Below are 20,588 nucleotides of genomic sequence, written 5' to 3'. Positions count from 1 at the left end.
TAACGTCCGCCGGGCGGGTGCCGGGTCCGGCGCGGGCCCCGGGGTTTAGGCTGGAGCACGATGAACGCGAAAACGTACCAGATCCGCACGTTCGGCTGCCAGATGAACGTGCACGACTCCGAACGGCTCGCCGGGCAGCTCGAGGAAGCGGGCTACGTCCCCGCTCCCGGGCAGGCGAAGCCGGATCTGGTCGTGTTCAACACCTGCGCCGTGCGGGAGAACGCGGACAACAAGCTCTACGGCACCCTCGGGCACCTCCGCCCGGACAAGGTCGCCAATCCGGACATGCAGATCGCCGTCGGCGGCTGTCTCGCGCAGAAGGACCGCGGCGACATCGTCAAGCGCGCGCCGTGGGTCGACGTCGTCTTCGGGACGCACAACATCGGCTCGCTGCCGACGCTGCTGGAGCGCGCGCGGCACAACGCCGAGGCCGAGGTCGAAATCCTCGAATCGCTCGAAACGTTCCCGTCCACGCTGCCCGCGCGCCGCGAATCGTCCTACGCGAGCTGGGTGTCGGTTTCGGTCGGCTGCAACAACACCTGCACGTTCTGCATCGTGCCGTCGCTGCGCGGCAAGGAGCGCGACCGCCGTCCCGGCGAGATTCTCGCCGAGGTCGAGGCGCTGGTCGCCGAGGGCGTGCTCGAGGTGACCCTGCTGGGCCAGAACGTGAACTCCTACGGCGTCGAGTTCGGCGACCGGCTCGCGTTCGGCAAGCTGCTGCGCGCGACCGGCGGGATCGACGGGCTGGAGCGCGTGCGGTTCACCTCGCCGCATCCGGCCGCGTTCACCTCGGACGTGATCGACGCGATGGCCGAGACCCCGAACGTCTGCCACCAGCTGCACATGCCGCTGCAGTCCGGTTCGGACCGGGTGCTGCGCGAGATGCGCCGGTCCTACCGGTCGGCGCGGTTCCTGAACATCCTCGACGAGGTGCGCGCCAAGATGCCGGACGCCGCCATCACCACCGACATCATCGTCGGTTTCCCCGGCGAGACCGAGGAAGACTTCCAGGCGACGCTCGAGGTCGTCCGCGCCGCGCGGTTCTCCAGCGCGTTCACCTTCCAGTACTCGAAGCGCCCCGGCACGCCCGCCGCGGACATGGCCGAGCAGCTGCCCAAGGAGGTCGTGCAGGAGCGCTACGACCGGCTGGTCGAGCTGCAGAACGAGATTTCCTGGGAAGAGAACCGCACGCTGGTCGGCCGCCGGGTCGAGCTGCTGGTCGCCGCGGGCGAGGGACGCAAGGACGCGGAGACGCACCGGATGAGCGGGCGCGCCCGCGACGGACGGCTGGTGCACTTCACGCCGGCCGGTCCGGCCGTCGACCGCTCGGTCCGGCCGGGCGACGTCGTGGAGACGGTGATCAGCTACGGCGCGCCGCACCACCTCGTCGCCGACGGCGACCTCCTGACGCATCGCCGCACGCGAGCGGGCGACAACGCCGAAGCCGGTCTTCGGCCCAAGACGAGCGGGGTCACCCTGGGACTGCCGGGCTTCGGAGCCCCGGCGGCGCAGCCGGCCCCGGTGAGTGGGTGTGCAGGATGAGCGAACCGGGAACGCCGACCGAGGTCGACCGCAGGCTGAGCGACGAGATCGACGACGCGGGGCGCCGCGCCGCGCGCACGGTGGAGCTGGGCAGGCGCGGGTTCACCATCTCGGTGCTGATGTTCGTGCTGCTCGTGGCGCAGATCCTGCCGTGGGCCCAGGGCCGCGCGGGCTGGGAGACGCTGGCCGGCGAGGCGGGCGGGGTCCCGCAGCTGTTCGCCGTGACGTCCACCGGCGTCGGCGTGTTCATCGGCGCGGTCGCGCTCGTGTCGCGCCGCTGGTGGGTCGCGTGGTGCTGCGCCGCGGGCGGCTGGTTCGCCTCGGTCGACGGCCTGCTGGCGATCTGGTCGCAGCAGTCCGCGCACGCCAGCGGAGCGGCCGGAGACGGTCCGGGAATCGGCATGATCGTGGCGTGGATCGCGACGATCGTCCTGGCGACGCTCTGGATGCGGACGGCGTTCTCGCGCACCTGACCGCCTCCGGCGACCGTCCTTCACGGACCGTCGGGAACCGGGCAGCGAAAACGGCCGGCACCGAGCGGTACCGGCCGTTCCGGGAATCAGCTCAGCGATCGGCGACCGCGGCTTCCGCGGCCTCCATCCATTCCCGCCACTGGGCGGCCTGCTCCTCGGCCTTCTTCGCCCGCCGCTCGTCCCCGGCGGCACGGGCCTTGGCGGCCTGCGATTCGAACTGCTCGACGCGCTCCCGGAACTGCGCGGCACGCGCCTGCGCCTCCGGGTCGGTGCGGCGCCAGCGGCTGTCCTCGGCCGACTTCACCGCGTCCTGCACCGCCTTGAGCCGTCCGTCCAGTTCGCGGATGCGTTCGCGCGGGACCTTGCCGATCTCGTCCCACTGCTCCTGGATCCGGCGCAGCGCCGACTTGGCTGCCTCGAGGTTGGCCGCCACGTCGATCTTCTCGGCCTCGACCAGCAGTTCTTCCTTGCGCTGGGCGTTGCCGGCGAACTCCGCGTCGCGTTCGGAGAACACCGCCGAGCGGCGGGCGAAGAACGCGTCCTGCGCGGCGCGGAACCGCTGCCACAGCGCCTCGTCGCTGTCCTTCGGCGCGCGCCCGGCAGCCTTCCACTCGGCCATCAAGTCCTTGTACCGGCCCGCGGTGGCGCCCCAGTCGTCCGAGTCGGACAGCGCCTCGGCCTCGGCGATCAGCTCTTCCTTGCGCTGCTTCGCGCTCGCCCGCTGCTTGTCCAGTTCGGCGAAGTGCGAGCCGCGGCGGCGGTTGAACGCCTCGCGTGCCTTCGAGAAGCGCTTCCACAGCTCGTCGTCGGTCTTGCGGTCGACGCCCTTGACCGTCTTCCACTCGTCGAGGATCGCGCGCAGCCGGTCGCCCGCGACCTTCCACTGGGTGGATTCGGCGGCGATCTTCTCCGCCTCGTCGGCCAGCGCCTGCTTGCGCGCGACGGCAGCGGCCCGGGCTTCCTCGCGCTCGTGCTTGACGTTGACCAGGGCCTTCTCCGCCAGCCCGATCACGAACTCCAGCCGCGCGGCGAGCGCCTTCAGATCGCCGACCACGGCCGCCTCGCCGAGCCCGTCGCGGATCTGGGCGGCGCTGGAGAGCGCGTGCTTCGGGTCGCCCGCTCCGGAGTTCAGCCGCGTTTCGAGCAGTTCGACCTCGGTGCGCACGTCGTCGAAGCGGCGTGCGTAGTGCAGCAGGCCTTCCTCGGGCGTACCGGCCTGCCAGACCCCGACCTCGCGTTCGCCGTCGGCGGTGAAGACGTAAACGGTGCCTTCGGCGTCGACCCGGCCCCAGGTGGCGGGGGCGGGCTCGGCGGGCGGCACCGGCGGCGCGGCATGGCCGGCGCCCTGCGCGTGCGGCACCGGGTGCGGTGCCGGGGTGCCGGGGGACGTGTTCTCCTGGGCCATCGCAGGCTCCTTATCGCCTGTACGCCCGCGGCTGCGGGCGCCCCGCCGCGTGAGCGGGGCCGGGTTACGCTGTTGTCGTGCTCTGCCGGGGGCATGGGGCCCCAGCGGCATTCAAGCAGCTCAGCGCGCGCCGTGGTACTGGATGAGCCGCCTGAAAGCGTTGATCCTACTTCTCCTTGACGCTCCGTGCCCGCGTCCCGACCCGGGCGGGTAGCGTTTCTCCGCGTGATCAGCCCAGCTCAACGGCCCCGTCCGGTGGCCGTCGTCGGCCCCACCGCCACCGGGAAGACGGCACTGGCCGTCGAGCTCGCGCTGGTGCTGGACGGCGAGGTGGTGAACGCCGACGCGCTCCAGCTCTACCGGGGCATGGACATCGGCACCGCCAAGGCGACCGCGGAGGAACGGCGAGGGGTCCCGCACCACCTGCTGGACGTACTCGACGTGACCGAGACCGCCTCGGTCGCCGCCTATCAGCGGGACGCCCGCAGCACGATCGAGCGGATTCTCGCCGCGGGCCGGGTTCCGGTGCTGACCGGCGGCTCCGGGCTGTACGTACAGGCGGTGCTGGACGATCTCCGCTTCCCCGGCACCGACCCCGCAGTGCGCGCGCGGCTCGGCGAAGAGGCCGCCGAACTCGGCACCGCCGCGCTCTACACCCGGCTGGGGGAGCGCGACCCGGTCGCGGCGGCGGCGATCCTGCCCACGAACACCCGCCGCATCGTGCGTGCGCTGGAGGTCATCGAGATCACCGGCGAACCGTTCTCCGCGAACCTGCCGAAGCCGGGTCCGGCGCGCTGGGACGCCGTGCTGATCGGGGTCGACCGCGAGAGCGCCGAGCTGGACGAGCGCGTCGGCCTGCGGGTGGAGCGGATGTTCGAAGCCGGTCTCGTGGACGAGGTGCGCGAGTTGCTCGGCCGCGGTTTGCGGGACGGGAAAACCGCTTCGCGCGCGCTCGGTTACCAGCAGGTGCTGGCCGAACTGGACGGCGAAGGGGACTTCGCGGCCGCCGCCGCGGCGACCGCGCGGGCCACCCGGCGGTTCGTGCGGCGGCAGCGTTCGTGGTTCCGCCGGGACAAGCGGATCCAGTGGTTCGACGGCGGATCCGCGGACCTGGCCGCGCGGGTCCGCGCCGTGCTCGACCAGTAGCCTGGACGCATGGGCGGCATCGCATTCCTCAAGGGCCACGGCACGCAGAACGACTTTGTGCTGCTGCCTGACGAGGCTGGCCGCCTCGACCTCACGGCAGAGCGCGTCGCGGCGTTGTGCGACCGGCAGCGGGGCCTCGGCGCGGACGGCGTGCTGCGCGTCGTCCGGGCGAAGGCGATCGGCGAGGAGTCGGCAGGCGAGTGGTTCATGGACTACCGCAATGCCGACGGTTCGATCGCCGAGATGTGCGGCAACGGTACCCGGGTTTTCGCGCGCTACCTGGTCGACGCCGGTCTGGCCGAGGACGGCGAGTTCGTCATCGGCACCCGCGCGGGCGACCGGCCGGTCGTCGTGCACCCGGACCGTTCGGTCACTGTGCAGATGGGCCCGGCGGCGATCACCGGCACGTCGGTCACCGTGGTGGCCGGGCAGCCGTTCTCCGGGGTCGCGGTGAACGTCGGCAACCCGCACCTGGTGTCGGTCACCGACACCGACCTCGCCGGCCTCGACCTGCGCGACCAGCCCGATTTCGACCACGACGTGTTCCCGTCCGGCGTCAACCTGGAGTTCGTCAACGTGCTCGGCGAGGGCGCGCTGCGGATGCGCGTCCACGAACGCGGCGTGGGGGAGACCCGGGCGTGCGGCACCGGCACCGTCGCCGCGGTGGCCGCCTCGCTGCATCTCGCGGGCAAGGACACCGGCGAGTCCACAGTGGACATCCCAGGCGGACGGGTGTCGGTCACGGTCGGGCACGGCGAATCCACGCTGACCGGACCGGCCGAGATCGTGGCCCGCGGCGAGCTGGACGAAGCCTGGTGGCTCGCCGCGGGCGCGTGATCAGCTGATCGTCACCGCCACCGAGAGTTCGCCCTCCTGGGTGGTCACGGTGTTGACCACCCCGGCGATGCGCACGTCCTCGGCGATTTCGGCGAAGCTTTCGAGCACGTCCGCCGGAGCGGTGACCGACAGCGTCTCGACGGCGGTCCGCATCGACACCTTCGCGTCGGTCTTGGCCCGGCGCACCGCGGCGATCACGGAACCGGCCAGCGGCAGCAAGGCGACGTCGCCGTCGACCTCAGGCGCGGTCGGCCAGGACGCCTGGTGCACGGAACCTTCCTGCCACCACGACCAGATCTCCTCGGTCGCGAACGGCAGCACCGGCGCGAACATCCGCACCAACGCCGACAGCACCGTCCGCAGTGCGACTTGCGCCGATTCGGCTGCCTCCGCGCCGAGATCGCCGTACGCGCGGCCCTTCACCAGCTCCACGTAGTCGTCGCAGAACGTCCAGAAGAACGTCTCGGTCACTTGCAACGCGCGCGCCTGGTCGAGCGCCTCGAACGCGGCCGTCGCTTCCTCGATCACCTTCGCCAGCGCGGCGAGCACGGACCGGTCCAGCGGCTCCGTGGCGACTGATTCCGGCTCGGGGATCCCGAGACCGAGCACGAACCGGCTCACGTTCAACAGCTTCGTCGCCAGCCGTCGCCCGACCTTCATCTGGCCTTCGTCGACCGCCGTGTCGACGCCCGGCCGCGCGCTCGCCGCCCAGTACCGCACCGCGTCGGAACCGTGCCGCTCCAGCAGATCCGCCGGCGTGACGACGTTGCCGACCGACTTCGACATCTTCTTGCGGTCCGGGTCGAGCACCCAGCCGGAGATCACCGCGTCCCGCCACGGCAGCACGCCTTCCTCCAGTTCGGCGCGGACCGCGGTGGAGAACAGCCAGGTGCGGATGATCTCGTGCGCCTGCGGCCGCAGGGAGAACGGGAACACGCGGCGGAACAGGTCGTCGTCGAGACTCCAGCGCCCGGCGATCTGCGGCGTCAGCGACGACGTCGCCCAGGTGTCCATCACGTCCGCCTCGGCGGCGAAGCCGCCCGGCACGCCGCGCTGGTCCTCGGTGCGGCCCGGCGGGACGTCGGTGCTCGGGTCCACCGGCAGGCTGGCGTCCTCGGGCGTCAGCACCGCGTCGTGGTCCGGCTCGCCGTCGGCGTCCAGCGGGTACCAGACCGGGATCGGCACGCCGAAGAACCGCTGGCGGCTGACCAGCCAGTCGCTGGTCAGGCCCTCGACCCAGCCGCGGTAGCGGACCTGCATGTGCGGCGGGACCCAGTTCAGCTCCTCGCCGCGCTCCAGCAGCTTCGCGCGCAGGGGGTCGTCGCGGCCGCCGTTGCGCAGGTACCACTGGCGGCTGGTGACGATTTCCAGTGGTTTGTCGCCCTTTTCGTAGAACTTCACCGGATGAGTGATCGGCCTCGGCTCGCCGCGCAGCGCGCCCGCCTCCCGCAGGAGGTCCACCAGGATCTGGCGTCCAGTGTGGACAGTCTTGCCCGCGAGGGGCGCGTACTTGTCCGCCGGGACGCCCTGCGGCGGTTCGGCGCGGAACCGGCCGTCGCGGCCCAGCACCGGACGCGTTTCCAGCTGTAGCGCGCGCCACCAGGTGACGTCAGTCGTGTCGCCGAAGGTGCACACCATCGCGATGCCGGTGCCCTTTTCCGGATCCGCGAGGTGGTGCGCGTGCACCGGCACCTGGACGCCGAACACCGGCGTGCGCACGGTTTTCCCGAAAAGGCCTTGGTAGCGCTCGTCATCCGGATGCGCGACGAGCGCGACACATGCGGGCAGCAACTCGGGACGCGTGGTGGAGATCAGCACTTCCGCGTCGTCGCCGGCGGTGAACACGAGGTCGTGATACGCGCCTGGCCGTTCGCGGTCCTCCAGTTCCGCCTGAGCGACGGCGGTGCGGAAAGTGACGTCCCACAGCGTCGGAGCTTCGGATTGGTAGGCCTCGCCGCGCGCGAGGTTGCGCAGGAACGCGCGCTGCGAGATCTCCGTGGTCGCCGGGTCGATCGTCTGGTACGCCAGCGTCCAGTCGACCGAAAGCCCGATGCTCCGCCAGACCTCCTCGAACACCTTCTCGTCGGTTTCGGTCAGCTGACGGCACAGCTCCACGAAATTGCGCCGGGACACCGGAATCGCGTTCTTGCCGGGCTTTTCCGGCGGGGCGAAGGACGGGTCGTAGGGCAGCGACGGCTCGCAGCGCACGCCGAAATGGTTCTGCACGCGGCGTTCGGTGGGCAGGCCGTTGTCGTCCCAGCCGACCGGGTAGAAGACCGAACGTCCGCGCATCCGCTGGTAGCGCGCGAGAACGTCGGTGTGCGTATAGGAGAAGACGTGCCCGATGTGCAGCGAACCGCTCGCGGTCAGCGGCGGCGTGTCGATCGAGTAGACGTCCGGGCGCGCGCGGTCGAACCGGTATACGCCTTCGCGTTCCCACACCGGTACCCATTTGGCGGCAAGGCCGTCGACGTCGGCTTTGTGCGGGATCTTCTCGTTCATGCCCGCACTTTACGGGGCGGGTACAGCGATTTCCCCGCCTGTGGGCAGGTCCCGCATGCGCCGCAGCGGCGAGCAGATCACCCAGAGCGCGCCCGCGACGCCCCCGGCTGCTCCGATTCCCAGGGTGCCGGCGAGCCCGAGCCATTCGCCGAGCCCGCCGCCCAGCAGCCCGCCGAGCGGCAGCGCTCCCCAGACGACGAACCGGACGCTCGCGTTCATCCGGCCCAGCAGCCGGTCCGGCGTGATGGCCTGGCGGTAGGAGACCTGCGCGATGTTGTAGAGGATCACGCCGAACCCGAACGCGGCCATCCCGAGACCGGCGAGCACGATCCGCCAGCCCGGCGCGGTGAACAGGACCAGCACCTCACCCGGCCAGAACAGCACCGGGACCAGCCAGATCGACCGGGCCTGCCCGATCTTCCGGACGATCGGCCCGGCGCAGAGCGCGGCCGCGATGCCGCCGACGCCGCTCACCGCGAGCAGGCCGCCGACCTCGGCCGGTTTCAGCCCGGCCGTGCGGGTCAGGAACAGCACTTGGACGGCCTGGACCACTCCTCCGAAGAAGTTCGACGTGGCTGTGCAGGCGACGATCGCGCGCAGCGGCCGGTCGGCGGCGACGAACCGCAGGCCTTCGAGCATTTGCGGCACCAGGCGGTCGTGCTCGGCGCGTTCGGGGAGGATTTCGACGGTGCGGATGCGCCACAGGCACAGCGCGGACGTGAGGTAGCCGAGCCCGGTGACCAGTACGGTGCTGGCCGCCCCGATGAATTGCACGAGCACGCCGGCGAGGCTCGGTCCGGCGATCTGCGCCGAGGACTGCACGCCCTGCAGCTTCGCGTTGCCTTCCAGCAGCTTTTCGCGGCCGACCAGGGCGGGCAGATACGCCTGGTAGGAGACGTCGAAGAAGACCGTCGCGAAACCGGCGAACAGCACGACCGCGAGGACCTGCGCCATGGTGAGCACGCCGGCCCACCAGGCGAACGGGACGCTGAGCAGCAGCACCCCGCGGACCAGGTCGGAGGCGAGCATGAGCGGCCGTTTGCGCATCCGGTCCACCCACACGCCCGCGGGCAGGCCGAGCACCAGGAAGCCGAGCGTCTCGGCCATGGTCAGCAGGCCCATTTCGAACGGGGTGGCGGCCAGCGTGACCGCGGCGAGCAGCGGAATGGCCGTGACCCCGACGAACATCCCCAGCTGGCTCGCCGTGTCCCCGGCCCACAGCCTGCGGAAATCGGCGTGGAAGAAGAGCGAGTCGCGACGCACCCGATCGAGTGTTGTCGAGTGATTGGAAAGTGTCAATCACTTTGGTTAGGCTGCGTGGATGCCGTTGCACCGACGTCCCTCCACCGAAGCCGAGGCGGCCGCGCTCGCATCCGGAATACGGCTGCGCATCATCCGGTTGACCTCCTTTGAAGCGATGACGAACAAGGAGCTGGCAGCCCGGCTCGGGCGTGACCCGGCGACCACGCTGCACCACGTGCGGCGGCTGGTCGACACCGGTTTTCTCGTGGCACAGGAACCGCGGCGCGGCGCGCGCGGGGCGAAGGAGATCCCGTACCTGTCCACCGGGCTTTCGTGGCAGCTGGACAACGCTGAGGCCGACGCGGTCGCGGTCAACGAGGCCATGCTCGAGGCCTATCTGGCCGAAATGGCCGAGGCCGATCTGACCGAGACGGAGACGACCCGGCTCGTGGTCCAGGTGGGTGCCGAGGACGTCGCGGAGTTCAGGCGGCGGCTCGACGGGCTGCTCGAAGAATTCAAGGCCAGGCCCCGGGATCCGGCCTCGGAACGCACGGCCGTGTACGTCTCGGTTTATCCCAGCAGGTAATCCGTTCGGTTCCCGCGCCGAAACGTGGGACCATGGAGGCACGATGACAGAACAGACACACGAAGACTTTTACGACGACAACGACCCCTACGACCCCTCGGTCGGGGAGATGGAGCTTGAGGACCGCGCGTCATTGCGCCGGGTCGCGGGCCTGTCCACCGAGCTTGAGGACATCACCGAGGTCGAGTACCGGCAGCTTCGGCTGGAGCGCGTTGTGCTGGTCGGCGTGTGGACTGAAGGCACCGCCCAGCAGTCCGAGGCGTCGCTGGCCGAACTGGCGCGACTGGCCGAGACGGCGGGCTCGGAGGTGCTCGAAGGCCTCGTCCAGCGGCGGCAGAAGCCCGATCCGGCGACGTACGTCGGGTCCGGCAAGGTCCGCGAGCTGCGCGACGTGGTCGTGGCGACCGGCGCCGACACGGTGATCTGCGACGGCGAGCTTTCGCCCGGCCAGCTGCGCCAGCTGGAGGAGAAGGTCAAGGTCAAGGTGATCGACCGGACCGCCCTGATCCTCGACATCTTCGCCCAGCACGCCCGTTCCAAGGAGGGCAAGGCGCAGGTCGAGCTGGCCCAGCTGCAGTACCTCGTCCCGCGGCTGCGCGGGTGGGGTTCGGCGCTGTCCCGGCAGGCAGGCGGCCGCGCGGGCGGCGCGAACGGCGGCGTGGGCCTGCGCGGACCTGGTGAAACGAAGCTGGAGACAGACCGGCGGCGGATCAGCAAGCGCGTGGCGAAGCTGCGCCGGGAGATCGCCGCGATGGACACCATCCGCGAGACCAAACGCGGCAGGCGCGTGGCCAACGAGGTGCCGAGCGTGGCGATCGTCGGCTACACCAACGCCGGCAAATCGAGCCTGCTCAACGCCCTGACCGGGGCCGGGGTGCTGGTGGAGGACGCGCTGTTCGCCACCCTCGACCCGACCACGCGCCGGGCGCAGACGGCCGACGGGCGCACGTTCACGCTGACCGACACGGTCGGGTTCGTGCGGCACCTGCCGCACCAGCTGGTGGACGCGTTCCGCTCGACGCTGGAGGAGGCGGCCGACGCCGACCTGCTCGTGCACGTCGTCGACGGTTCCGACGCGGCCCCGGAGGACCAGGTCAACGCGGTGCGCGAGGTGCTCGCCGAGATCACCCGCAGCCGCAAGGAGCCGCTCCCGCCGGAGCTGCTGGTGATCAACAAGGCCGACGCGGCCGACGACGTCACCCTGGCCCGGCTGCGGCACGCGCTGCCCGGTTCGGTGCAGATCTCCGCGCGCACCGGTTCCGGCGTGGCGGAGCTGGCCGAGGTGCTGGCCGAACGGCTGCCGCGGGCGGAAACGGTGATCGACGTGCTGGTCCCGTACTCGCGGGGCGAGCTCGTGTCCCGGGCGCACGCGGAGGGCGAGGTGCTGGAAGAGGAGCACGTCGCCGAGGGCACGCGCTTGCAGGTGCGAGTCCGGCCGGACCTCGCCGCGGCTCTGCGGGCGTTCGAGACCAACGCCTCGGCGCTCTGAACGTCTTCCGTAGTGCACGGCCCGAGCGGGCCGTGCACTACGGAGGTGAACTGGTGCGGGTCGTCCTGGCACTGACGGCTGTCCTGATCCTCGCGGGAGCTGTCCCGGCCGCGGCGGCTCCTGCCCCGGAAACGGTGTGCCAGGTCAAGGACAAGCGCCTCAACGAGCTGTCCGGCCTGGTCTCCGACGGCGAGCATTGGTACGCGATCAACGACGGCGGCACCCAGGTGCAGGTCTTCGTCCTGGACCGGAAATGCCAGGTCAACGATGTTTTGACGGACCCGACGGATCCGTACGACGTCGAGGACCTTGCCCGCGGCGAAGACGGCACGCTGTGGCTTTCCGACACCGGCGACAACCGCGCTAAACGCGAAACGGTCGCCCTGCTGGAACTGAAACCGGCCGGTGGCGCGGCCGTCGTGCATCGCCTGACTTATCCGGACGGTCCGCACGACACCGAAGCCCTGGTGCTGGACCAGTCCGGCACGCCGTTCCTGGTGACCAAAGATCTGCTGGGCACTTCGAGGGTCTACCGGCCTTCGGGTCCCTTGGCAGCTCCCGGCCCGACGAAGGTGGAGCAGGTCGGCACCCTGCGCGTCCACAGCACCGACACCCCAGGCGGCCCGGTGGGCTCGTTCGGTTCAGCGCTGATCACCGGAGGCGCGACCAGCGCGGACGGGAAAGTCATCGCGCTGCGGACTTACACGGACGCGTATTTGTATGCGGCTCCGGACGGAAATGTGGCCACGGCGCTGCAACGAGAGCCTGTCCGGATTCCGCTGCCGAATGAAAAGCAGGGCGAAGCGATTGCTTTCGAGCCGGACGGCACGTTGTTGTCCGCGAGCGAAGGCGTCGGCGAACCGGTGCGGGCGATCAAGAACGCGACGGCTTTGGTCACGGCGCGAGCGCCCGCGCCGAAGCCGGGCGGTGCCGCCGCTCCTCAGCCAGCCGAGCAGGACTCCGGCGGCTTTCCACTCGTTCCCGCTGCTGCTGTCGTCGCGGTGGTTGTTCTCGGCGTGTGGTTCTTGCTGGCCAGGAAACGCCGCCGTACCTGACGCGGTTCGCACCGGCGACAAGCACCGGCGCCCGCGCTGCCGCACGCCCGGCGAGTGCGCTGCCGCACGCCCGGCGAGTGCGTCAGGGTGCGCAGCCCAGTGCTCGTGGACGGCAATCCCGGGGAGAACCGGCATCGCCGCCCACGAGACGCGGGAGAGCCAGCCGGTCAGAGCCGGCGCAGTACCGCTTAGAGCCGGCGCAGTACCGCCACGACCTTGCCCAGAATCGACGCGTCGTCGCCCGGAATGGGCTCGTACGCGTCGTTGTGCGGCATCAGCCACACGTGCCCGTCCTTGCGTTTGAACGTCTTCACCGTGGCTTCGCCGTCGATCATCGCGGCGACGATGTCCCCGTTCTCCGCGGCGGGCTGCTGCCGGACGACGACCCAGTCGCCGTCGGTGATGGCGGCGTCGACCATCGAATCGCCGGTGACGCTCAGCAGGAACAGCTCGCCCTCGCCGACGATCTCGCGCGGCAGCGGGAAAACGTCCTCGACGGCCTGTTCCGCGAGCACCGGACCGCCCGCCGCGATCCGGCCGACCAGCGGCACGTACGCCGCCTTCGGCACGGACGGCTGCTGGTCCATCTCGATGCCCATCGGATTGTCGTCGGTGGACGCGAGCACGCCCACCGCGCGCGGCCGGTTGGCGTCGCGGCGCAGGTAGCCCTTGCGCTGCAGCGCGCGCAGCTGGTGCGACACCGACGACGTGGACGTGAGCCCCACCGCCTCGCCGATCTCGCGCACGCTCGGCGGGTAGCCGAAGCGGCTCACCCACGTGCGGATGACGTCGAGCACCTGCTGCTGGCGGACGGTCAGCGTCTCGTCCACGTCGTACACCTCCGGCATGGCGCTCACCTTCCCCGTGCTCTCGTGGCCGGATTCGCGCGCGGATTGTGCGGACGCCCTGCCCCGCGAGGCCGTCTTGGCCCCTTTCGCCGCGGTGCCCTTCACCGTGTCCTTCTCCAACGCTGCGTCGCCTCCAGCCGTCCCGCGGTCGCCGTGTCGGCGTCCCGCGCGTGTCCGCGTGCGCCGGGCCGGGATCCGCGTTTTCCGCGAACGCCCGTCCGGCGGCACCCGCCGGAGCCGGTCCGGCAGATGTCCTGGTCACCGACGTTAGCCACCGCGCGCGACGATTTCAAACATCTGTTCGATCGACACGCCGTGTCCTCTCGATTTTGTCGGTGGGGGGTGGTAGACCTTCGCACGGACGTTCGATAGAACGCCTGTTCGATCTGGACCGCTGCGGCGCAGGTGTACGGCCCGGACCGGACGGATCCGCAGGTCACGAGGAGGTTCCGAAATGTCGATCCTGGCAGATCGCGGGCTCGTCCGCCCGCTTCGGCCCGTCCCCGCCGTTCGCCCCGCCGAGGGCGGCGCCGCGTCGGACGGGACGGCCCCCGCCCGGAGGGAACCCGGGCCCGGCGGTCCGGCGCGCCGGTCGCGGCGGCGCGCAGACGCCACCCGAAAGGATGGTGTTCCGGAGGGCTTCGAACCCGGCTCCGGCGCCGATCCGGGTTCGGCGGCCGGTTCCGCCGAGGTGGTGGAGCTTCGCGGCCGGACTGGCGCCCGGCGCGATTCTGGTGCGGATCGGTCCGGCAAGGGCGGGCGCGGCGAGTCCCGCCGGGGCGACGCGCGGCGGGGGCGCGGTGCGGGCGAGCCCCGGGAAGGCGCACGCGGTGCGGCCGGGCGGCGGCGAGCCTGGCTGGCGGCGGAGGAAGCCGGGCTCGGAGGCGGCGAGCGACCTGATTTCCAGCGGTCGGCACCGGGCGATGTCGCCGCCGTTCGGTCGGTCGAGCGGGCTGGATTCCGGGCGTCCGCTGGTGTCGGAGCGGGGGAGTGCCCGGCTGATGGGATGCGCGGCCGTGCTGCGGTGCGGCCTGCCGAGCGGGCCGGGTTCCGGGCGTCCGCTGGTGTCGGAGCGGGGGAGTGCCCGGCTGATGGGATGCGTGGCCGTGCTGCGGTGCGGTCTGTGGAGCGGGCCGGGTTCCAGACGTCCGCTGGTGTCGGAGCGGGGGAGTGCCCGGCTGGTGAGATGCGTGGCCGTGCTGCGGTGCGGCCTGCCAGGCGGGTCGGGTTCCAGGCGTCCGCTGGTGTCGAAACTGAAGAGCGCCCGGCCCGTGCAATAGGCGGCCGCGCTGCGGTGCGGTCTGTGGGGCGAGCCGGGTTCCAGACCTCCGCTCCCTTGGCCGTCGAAACCGAAGAGGCCCCTCTTCGCGAGGCCCGCCGGGCGGTCCGGCACATCCCCGCCGCCGTCCCGGGCAACCCCGGGCGTACCGCGCGCGAGCGGCGCGGCGAACCGTTGCGGCCGCCGTCCCGGGAGCGGGTCGTCGCCGGACGGCGCGGCGGCCTGGCCTGCAAGACCGCGGCCCGGCCGTCGGTGCGGTGGCCGTGGCTGTTCGCGATCGCCTTCGCGGCCTGCCTCATCGTCACCGGGCTCGGCGTGTTCGGCGCCGGTGTGTCCAGCGGCCCGGTGCCGTCGCGGACCGCGTCCGTTTCCGTGCAGCCCGGCGATTCGCTCGGGGCGCTCGCCGCCCGGTTCGCGCCGAATGCCGACCAGGGCGCGGTCGTCGAACGGATCAAGGAGCTCAACAACCTCGACGACACCGCGCTGCTGCCGGGCATGCCGCTCACCGTGCCGGTCGCCTGGTCCGGCGGCGGTTCGGGCGGAGAAGCAGGCGGCCGAACGGACACCGCCGGGTCATGACTCTCGGAAACCACCCGGTCGCATCTTGCGCAACCGCTCTTTCACCCTCTCGGGTTTCTTGCGCCCGCCCCGGAGGCGATCTAAGGTCTACCCCTATATCTAGTAGTTACACCGCTGTAGTTGGTCCACAGGTAGGGGTAGACTGGCGGCAGTTGTCCACAGCCGGCCAGCAGTTGCCCACCGGATGTCCACAAGTCGATCACCAGGCGCGGGGTCGCGCGCGGTGACCGCGGTCCAGGCCGTAGCGTGGCGGCAGGGGCCGGTCGGGACAGGAATCGACCGGCGCGGAGGGGAAGGTGATCGGCGGATGAGGTGCCCGTTCTGCCGGCATGCGGACTCTCGGGTCGTCGACTCCCGAGAGGTGGACGAGGGACAGGCGATCCGGCGGCGGCGTTCGTGCGCCGAGTGCGGACGGCGTTTCACCACGTCGGAGACGATGGTGCTGGCCGTGGTCAAACGGTCCGGAGCCACCGAGCAGTTCAGCCGGGACAAGGTGGTCAACGGAGTGCGGCGGGCCTGCCAGGGCCGTCCGGTCGACGACGACGCGCTGCAGAAGCTCGCGCAGCGCGTGGAGGAGTCGATCCGGTCCGCCGGGCTCGCCGAGATCCCCAGCCACGAGGTCGGCCTCGCCATCCTCGGCCCGCTGCGGGAACTGGACGGCGTCGCGTATCTCCGGTTCGCCAGCGTCTACCGCTCCTTCTCCTCGGTCGAGGACTTCGAGAAGGAGATCTCCGACCTGCGGAAAGCGATGGCGGGAACTGCGGAGGACCAGGAAGGCGAGCGCGCCGGCGACGACTGAGCCGTCACCGGGTCGCGGGGAGCGAGGGACAGGACCGCATGACCGAAACCGTGGGAACCGGCGCCGCGGCCGGACAGAACAAGAAGCCGAACAAGGGCCTCACCGTCCGGCGGGTCTTCACCACCGAGGGGACCCACCCCTACGACGAGGTCGCGTGGGAGACCCGCGACGTCGTCATGACGAACTGGCGCGACGGCAGCGTCAACTTCGAACAGCGCGGGGTCGAATTCCCCGAGTTCTGGTCGGTCAACGCGACCAACATCGTCACCAGCAAGTACTTCCGCGGCGCGGTCGGCAGCCCGCAGCGCGAGAGCAGCCTCAAGCAGCTCATCGACCGCGTGGTGCGCACCTACGTGAAGGCCGCCGCCGAGCACGACTACTTCGCCGGTCCCGCCGACCTCGAGATCTTCGAGCACGAGCTCACCTGGATGCTGCTGCACCAGGTCTTCAGCTTCAACTCCCCGGTGTGGTTCAACGTCGGCACGTCCTCGAAGCAGCAGGTGTCCGCCTGCTTCATCCTCGCCGTCGACGACACGATGGAGTCGATCCTCAACTGGTACCGCGAGGAAGGCCTGATCTTCAAGGGCGGTTCCGGCGCGGGCCTCAACCTCTCGCGCATCCGGTCCTCGAAGGAACTGCTCACCTCCGGCGGCACCGCGTCCGGCCCGGTCTCGTTCATGCGCGGAGCCGACGCGTCCGCGGGCACCATCAAGTCCGGCGGGGCCACCCGGCGCGCGGCGAAGATGGTCGTGCTCGACGTCGACCACCCGGACATCGAGGAGTTCATCCAGACCAAGGCGCGCGAAGAGGAGAAGATCAAGGTCCTCCGCGACGCCGGGTTCGACATGGACCTCTCCGGCTCCGACATCTCCTCGGTGCAGTACCAGAACGCGAACAACTCGGTCCGCGTGTCCGACGAGTTCATGCACGCCGTCGAGAACGGCACGGACTTCGGCCTGCGGGCCCGGCTCACCGGCGAGGTCATCGACCGCACCGACGGGAAGAAGCTGTTCCGCAGCATGGCGCAGGCGGCGTGGGAATGCGCCGACCCGGGCGTCCAGTACGACAGCACGATCAACGACTGGCACACCTGCCCCGAATCGGGCCGGATCACCGCGTCGAACCCGTGCAGCGAGTACATGCACCTCGACAACTCGAGCTGTAACCTCGCGTCGCTCAACCTGCTGAAGTTCGTGTCCGAGGAGGGCACGTTCGACGCTCCGCTGTTCGCGAAGGCCGTAGAGTTCGTCATCACCGCGATGGACGTCTCGATCTGCTTCGCCGACTTCCCGACCGAGCCGATCGCCGACACCACGCGCAAGTTCCGCCAGCTCGGCATCGGCTACGCCAACCTCGGCGCGCTGCTGATGGCGCTCGGCCACGCGTACGACTCCGAGGGCGGCCGCGCGCTCGCCGCCGCGATCACGTCCCTGATGACCGGCGTGTCCTACCGTCGTTCGGCCGAGCTGGCCGGCGTCGTCGGGCCGTACGAGGGCTACGCGCGCAACGCCGAGGCGCACCAGCGCGTCATGCGCAAGCACGCCGCGGCCAACGAGCTCGTCCGCACCTACCACAGCAACGACGCCGCAGTCCGCTCGCTCGCGTCGGAGGAGTGGCAGAAGGGCATCGAGCTGGGCACCCGCAACGGCTGGCGCAACGCGCAGGCCTCGGTGCTCGCGCCCACCGGCACCATCGGCTTCATGATGGACTGCGACACCACGGGCATCGAGCCGGACTTCTCGCTGGTGAAGTTCAAGAAGCTCGTCGGCGGCGGGTCGATGCAGATCGTGAACCAGACCGTGCCGCGCGCGCTGCGGGTGCTGGGCTACCAGGCCGAGCAGGTCGAAGCGATCGTCGAGTACGTCGCGCAGCACGGCCACGTGGTCGACGCGCCGGGCCTGCGTCCGGAGCACTACGAGGTGTTCGACTGCGCGGTCGGCGACCGGTCGATCGCGCCGATGGGCCACGTGCGGATGATGGCCGCGGTCCAGCCGTTCATCTCGGGCGCGATCTCGAAGACGGTCAACATGCCGGAGTCGGCGACCGTCGAGGACGTCGAGGAGATTTACTTCCAGGGCTGGAAACTCGGCCTCAAGGCGCTCGCGATCTACCGCGACAACTGCAAGGTCGGCCAGCCGCTGTCCACGGGGAAGAAGAAGGAAGCCGCGGCGGAGACCGAGCCGGAGAAGGTCGTCGAATACCGTCCGGTGCGCCGCCGCCTGCCGAAGAAGCGCCCGAGCCAGACGGTGTCGTTCACCGTCGGCGGCGCCGAGGGCTACCTGCACGCGGGCTCGTACCCGGACGACGGTCTCGGCGAGATCTTCGTGAAGCTCGGCAAGCAGGGCTCCACGCTGTCCGGCGTGATGGACGCCTTCTCGATGTCCATTTCGGTCGGCCTGCAGCACGGCATCCCGCTGGAGTTCTATGTTTCGAAGTTCTCCAACCTGCGCTTCGAACCGGCAGGCATGACCGACGACCCGGACATCCGGATCGCCACGAGCGTCATGGACTACCTGTTCCGCCGCTTGGCGCTTGACTACCTGCCGTACGAAAAGCGCGCGCAGCTGGGCATTTTCACCGCGGACGAACGCTCGGCCGAGGTCGAGGCGAACTACGGCGGCCAGAGCCTCGACATCGACGCGCTGCGCAGCAGCGTGGATTCGTCGCCCGCCCGCGCGGAAGAGTCCGCAACGGACACTTCGGGGCGCGACGCGCACAGCACGGCCGAGCTGATGGAACTGCACCTCGGCAAGGCCGCGGACGCACCGCTCTGCATGACCTGCGGCACGAAGATGCGGCCCGCGGGTTCGTGCTACGCCTGCGAGGGCTGCGGGGCGACGTCCGGCTGCAGCTAGGGAGCGCTTTTCGACAGCTGAACGACGGGTCGGGGCTGAGGCGGCAGTGCTGCCTCAGCCCCGATTTTTTGCCTGTCGCCGGGACCATCCCCGTACGCGACGTACTTGACGTACTTGACGTACTTGACGTACTTGGGGCACTCTGGTGGGGACCGTCTGGGAGGCTGACATGTCTGCTGTGCACTACGACAGCTACACCGATGCGCGTGCACATTTGAAGGATTTGCTGGACGCCGCTGAGAAGGGGCTCGTCGCGACAGTTCGGCGCGATTCGGCTACCACCGCTGTGGTGGATGTCGTGCGCCTGCGGCACGTCCTGGCGTCGGTCGTCCCGTCGCACGCTCAGGTCGTCCCCGAGGCCGGCGGCTGGTCGGTGTTCATCCCGGGGCTGCCGGTGGCCGCGGACGGAGCGTCGTTCGACGAGGCGGTCGACGAAATGGTCCACGCCCTGCGGGAGTACGCGGAGGACTGGCAGGAGCGCCTGCTGAACGCTCCGAACCACCGGGACAACTGGGGGTTGGTGCAGCTGATCAGCTTCAGCGATGACGAGCAATTGCGCGACTGGCTTGTCGGTGCCCCGCGATGACTTCCTGGCCGCAGCCGACCCGCACCGATCACGAGAAGTTCTGCCAGGTCGAAGAATGGCGCAGAGTGCGCGACGCGCGCGGGCGCACGGGAACGCATCATGTCACTTACGAACTCGGTCTTGTCGACGGCAGGGTTCTGCGTACCCGCGTCTCGCATCCGGTGGACCGCAGCGGCTACGGCCTGGGACTGTGGAAGCACATCCTCCGTGACCAGCTTGAGGTCGATGAGCCGGTGTTCTGGTCCTGTGTGCAGGACGGCGTGAAACCTGATCGCGGGGCGCCCGAGCCGCCGGCCGAGGCCCTGCCCGCCGACCTCGTGTATCTCCTGCTCTCGCGCGTCGGTCTGGAAGAGGCCGAGGTGGCCAGGATGAGCAAGGACGAGGCCGTGGCCAGGGTTCAGCGCTACTGGGCGGAGGACGCGTGATCAGGCGACGAAGTTTCACGGTTTCGACGGCAGCATGTGCGCGACGCCCTCGCCGAACGACCAGTCCGCCTCGTGGTTTTCGGTCAGGCTGAAGAACACGTTCCGCGGTTCGATCCCGGCCGCTTCGGCGATGAGTTCGGTCGCTCGCCGGTACAACGCGGTTTTCTGCTCATCGGTGCGACCGGCGCGCATCGTGATGGCGATGTACACGATGCCGTCGTCGCGCTGGACGCCGAAATAGCCTGGGTCGTAACGCAATCGGCCGGCGGCGTGGCTGCTCATGATCTGGAACCGGTCGTCGACGGGGACGTCGATGGTTTCGGTCATCGCCTGGTGCACGGCGTCGCCGATGGCGGGGAGGCGGTCGGCGTTGGGTTCGGAGAGCACGTCGATGCGGACGAGCGGCATGGGAGACCTCTCAGCTCAACTGGTCGATGTTGGGGCGGGACAGGTGAAGCACCCGGTACTGGACGTCGCTGTCCTCGTTCGGGGCGGTGGTCCAGAGCGTGAAGCGCACGGTTTCCCAGCGCTGCGGGTCAATGGCCAGCGCGGTGGTGTGCACAGCCGGGTTTTGGGACAGTTGCGCGAGTTCGGCTAGTTCTAGGTCGATGCTTTCCGAAAACTGCCCTGCGCGTTTGGTCGCGAACGCCGGGGCAGCCGCTCGCGATGGGCCGGGCAGGCAGCGCGCGCCGGTCCAATGGCGCACCGGCGGCCGGCCGAAATCCTGGACTATGCCGTCGAATCCGCCGCCGCCCCACAGGAACCGGCTCATTCCGGCGGTGTCGGCCCAGAGGTAGAACGGCGCGTACTGGTTGTCGCGCGCCAGATATGCCTTGAGTCCCAACCCGGGGAACGCGTCGGTCCGGTGGCCTCGGGTCGCGACCCGGTGTGCGATGTCGTACCCGGCGGGCAGGTCGATCTCGTACTGCATGGCATACAT

At 70.2% G+C, this 20,588-nt stretch carries 18 protein-coding genes; 12 read left to right on the top strand and 6 right to left on the bottom strand.

What is annotated here, in order from left to right; genetic code table 11:
• Positions 1-60 precede the first annotated feature (60 nt).
• Both miaB and BM362_RS34110 read left to right on the top strand, forming a co-directional pair.
• Complete coding sequence (miaB, locus tag BM362_RS34115; RefSeq protein ID WP_093575984.1) at positions 61-1,542, top strand: tRNA (N6-isopentenyl adenosine(37)-C2)-methylthiotransferase MiaB; 1,482 nt, start codon at positions 61-63, stop codon at positions 1,540-1,542.
• Positions 1,539-2,015 (top strand): Rv2732c family membrane protein, encoded by a 477-nt coding sequence (locus tag BM362_RS34110; protein WP_093575983.1) that lies wholly within the window; start codon positions 1,539-1,541, stop codon positions 2,013-2,015. The genes miaB and BM362_RS34110 overlap by 4 nt, the downstream gene beginning before the upstream one ends.
• A 91-nt stretch (positions 2,016-2,106) precedes the next feature.
• Here BM362_RS34110 and BM362_RS34105 read toward each other — a convergent pair whose 3' ends face one another.
• The gene (locus BM362_RS34105) at positions 2,107-3,420 is read right to left on the bottom strand and encodes a DUF349 domain-containing protein (protein WP_093575982.1); all 1,314 of its coding nucleotides are present in this window, start codon (positions 3,418-3,420) and stop codon (positions 2,107-2,109) included.
• 225 nt (positions 3,421-3,645) lie between these two features.
• On the opposite strand from BM362_RS34105, the gene miaA reads away from it, so the two are divergent.
• Both miaA and dapF read left to right on the top strand, forming a co-directional pair.
• Positions 3,646-4,566, top strand: a complete 921-nt coding sequence (miaA, locus tag BM362_RS34100; protein ID WP_167545556.1) for a tRNA (adenosine(37)-N6)-dimethylallyltransferase MiaA — start codon at positions 3,646-3,648, stop codon at positions 4,564-4,566.
• 9 nt (positions 4,567-4,575) lie between these two features.
• Entirely contained in the window at positions 4,576-5,403 is an 828-nt protein-coding gene (gene dapF, locus BM362_RS34095; RefSeq protein WP_093575981.1) for a diaminopimelate epimerase, read from the top strand.
• Here dapF and valS read toward each other — a convergent pair whose 3' ends face one another.
• Together valS and BM362_RS34085 are read right to left on the bottom strand one after the other, a co-directional pair.
• A complete protein-coding gene (gene valS, locus BM362_RS34090; RefSeq protein ID WP_067593508.1) occupies positions 5,404-7,905 on the bottom strand; it encodes a valine--tRNA ligase in 2,502 nt (833 codons plus the stop codon).
• Positions 7,906-7,914: 9 nt separating this feature from the next.
• Positions 7,915-9,168 (bottom strand): MFS transporter, encoded by a 1,254-nt coding sequence (locus BM362_RS34085; RefSeq protein ID WP_093575980.1) that lies wholly within the window; start codon positions 9,166-9,168, stop codon positions 7,915-7,917.
• 58 nt (positions 9,169-9,226) lie between these two features.
• On the opposite strand from BM362_RS34085, the gene BM362_RS34080 reads away from it, so the two are divergent.
• The 3 genes from BM362_RS34080 to BM362_RS34070 are packed head-to-tail and all read left to right on the top strand — an operon-like array spanning position 9,227 to position 12,277.
• Complete coding sequence (locus tag BM362_RS34080) at positions 9,227-9,733, top strand: ArsR/SmtB family transcription factor (protein ID WP_093575979.1); 507 nt, start codon at positions 9,227-9,229, stop codon at positions 9,731-9,733.
• A 43-nt stretch (positions 9,734-9,776) separates the two neighbouring features.
• Positions 9,777-11,222: a GTPase HflX gene (gene hflX, locus BM362_RS34075; protein WP_093575978.1), complete on the top strand. Its 1,446-nt coding sequence runs from the start codon at positions 9,777-9,779 to the stop codon at positions 11,220-11,222.
• A 53-nt stretch (positions 11,223-11,275) separates the two neighbouring features.
• Positions 11,276-12,277 (top strand): NHL repeat-containing protein, encoded by a 1,002-nt coding sequence (locus BM362_RS34070; RefSeq protein WP_167545555.1) that lies wholly within the window; start codon positions 11,276-11,278, stop codon positions 12,275-12,277.
• A gap of 188 nt (positions 12,278-12,465) precedes the next feature.
• Here the strand turns inward: BM362_RS34070 and lexA are convergent, their stop codons facing one another.
• The gene (gene lexA, locus BM362_RS34065; protein ID WP_067593639.1) at positions 12,466-13,125 is read right to left on the bottom strand and encodes a transcriptional repressor LexA; all 660 of its coding nucleotides are present in this window, start codon (positions 13,123-13,125) and stop codon (positions 12,466-12,468) included.
• Positions 13,126-14,461: 1,336 nt separating this feature from the next.
• On the opposite strand from lexA, the gene BM362_RS34060 reads away from it, so the two are divergent.
• The 5 genes from BM362_RS34060 (at position 14,462) to BM362_RS34040 (ending at position 19,648) form a co-directional block, all read left to right on the top strand.
• Entirely contained in the window at positions 14,462-14,983 is a 522-nt protein-coding gene (locus BM362_RS34060; RefSeq protein WP_244287374.1) for a LysM peptidoglycan-binding domain-containing protein, read from the top strand.
• Positions 14,984-15,290: 307 nt separating this feature from the next.
• Entirely contained in the window at positions 15,291-15,782 is a 492-nt protein-coding gene (nrdR, locus tag BM362_RS34055; protein WP_037809784.1) for a transcriptional regulator NrdR, read from the top strand.
• A gap of 38 nt (positions 15,783-15,820) precedes the next feature.
• Complete coding sequence (locus BM362_RS34050; protein ID WP_093575975.1) at positions 15,821-18,637, top strand: vitamin B12-dependent ribonucleotide reductase; 2,817 nt, start codon at positions 15,821-15,823, stop codon at positions 18,635-18,637.
• Positions 18,638-18,806: 169 nt separating this feature from the next.
• Positions 18,807-19,223, top strand: a complete 417-nt coding sequence (locus BM362_RS34045) for a prevent-host-death protein (RefSeq protein ID WP_067593522.1) — start codon at positions 18,807-18,809, stop codon at positions 19,221-19,223.
• On the top strand, positions 19,220-19,648 hold the full coding sequence (locus tag BM362_RS34040; protein ID WP_093575974.1) for a cytotoxic translational repressor of toxin-antitoxin stability system: 429 nt from the start codon (positions 19,220-19,222) through the stop codon (positions 19,646-19,648). Before BM362_RS34045 ends, BM362_RS34040 begins: the two co-directional genes overlap by 4 nt.
• Positions 19,649-19,663: 15 nt before the next feature.
• Here BM362_RS34040 and BM362_RS34035 read toward each other — a convergent pair whose 3' ends face one another.
• Both BM362_RS34035 and BM362_RS34030 read right to left on the bottom strand, forming a co-directional pair.
• Positions 19,664-20,056 carry a tautomerase family protein gene (locus tag BM362_RS34035; RefSeq protein ID WP_093575973.1) on the bottom strand — a complete coding sequence of 131 codons (393 nt, stop codon included), beginning with the start codon at positions 20,054-20,056 and terminating at the stop codon, positions 19,664-19,666.
• A gap of 10 nt (positions 20,057-20,066) precedes the next feature.
• Positions 20,067-20,588, bottom strand: a complete 522-nt coding sequence (locus BM362_RS34030; protein WP_093576081.1) for a DUF4865 family protein — start codon at positions 20,586-20,588, stop codon at positions 20,067-20,069.

Origin of the sequence: Amycolatopsis rubida (assembly GCF_900115345.1) — a bacterium.
GTDB classification, from domain to species: domain Bacteria; phylum Actinomycetota; class Actinomycetes; order Mycobacteriales; family Pseudonocardiaceae; genus Amycolatopsis; species Amycolatopsis rubida.
This window is presented reverse-complemented; position numbering and strand designations above follow the sequence as displayed.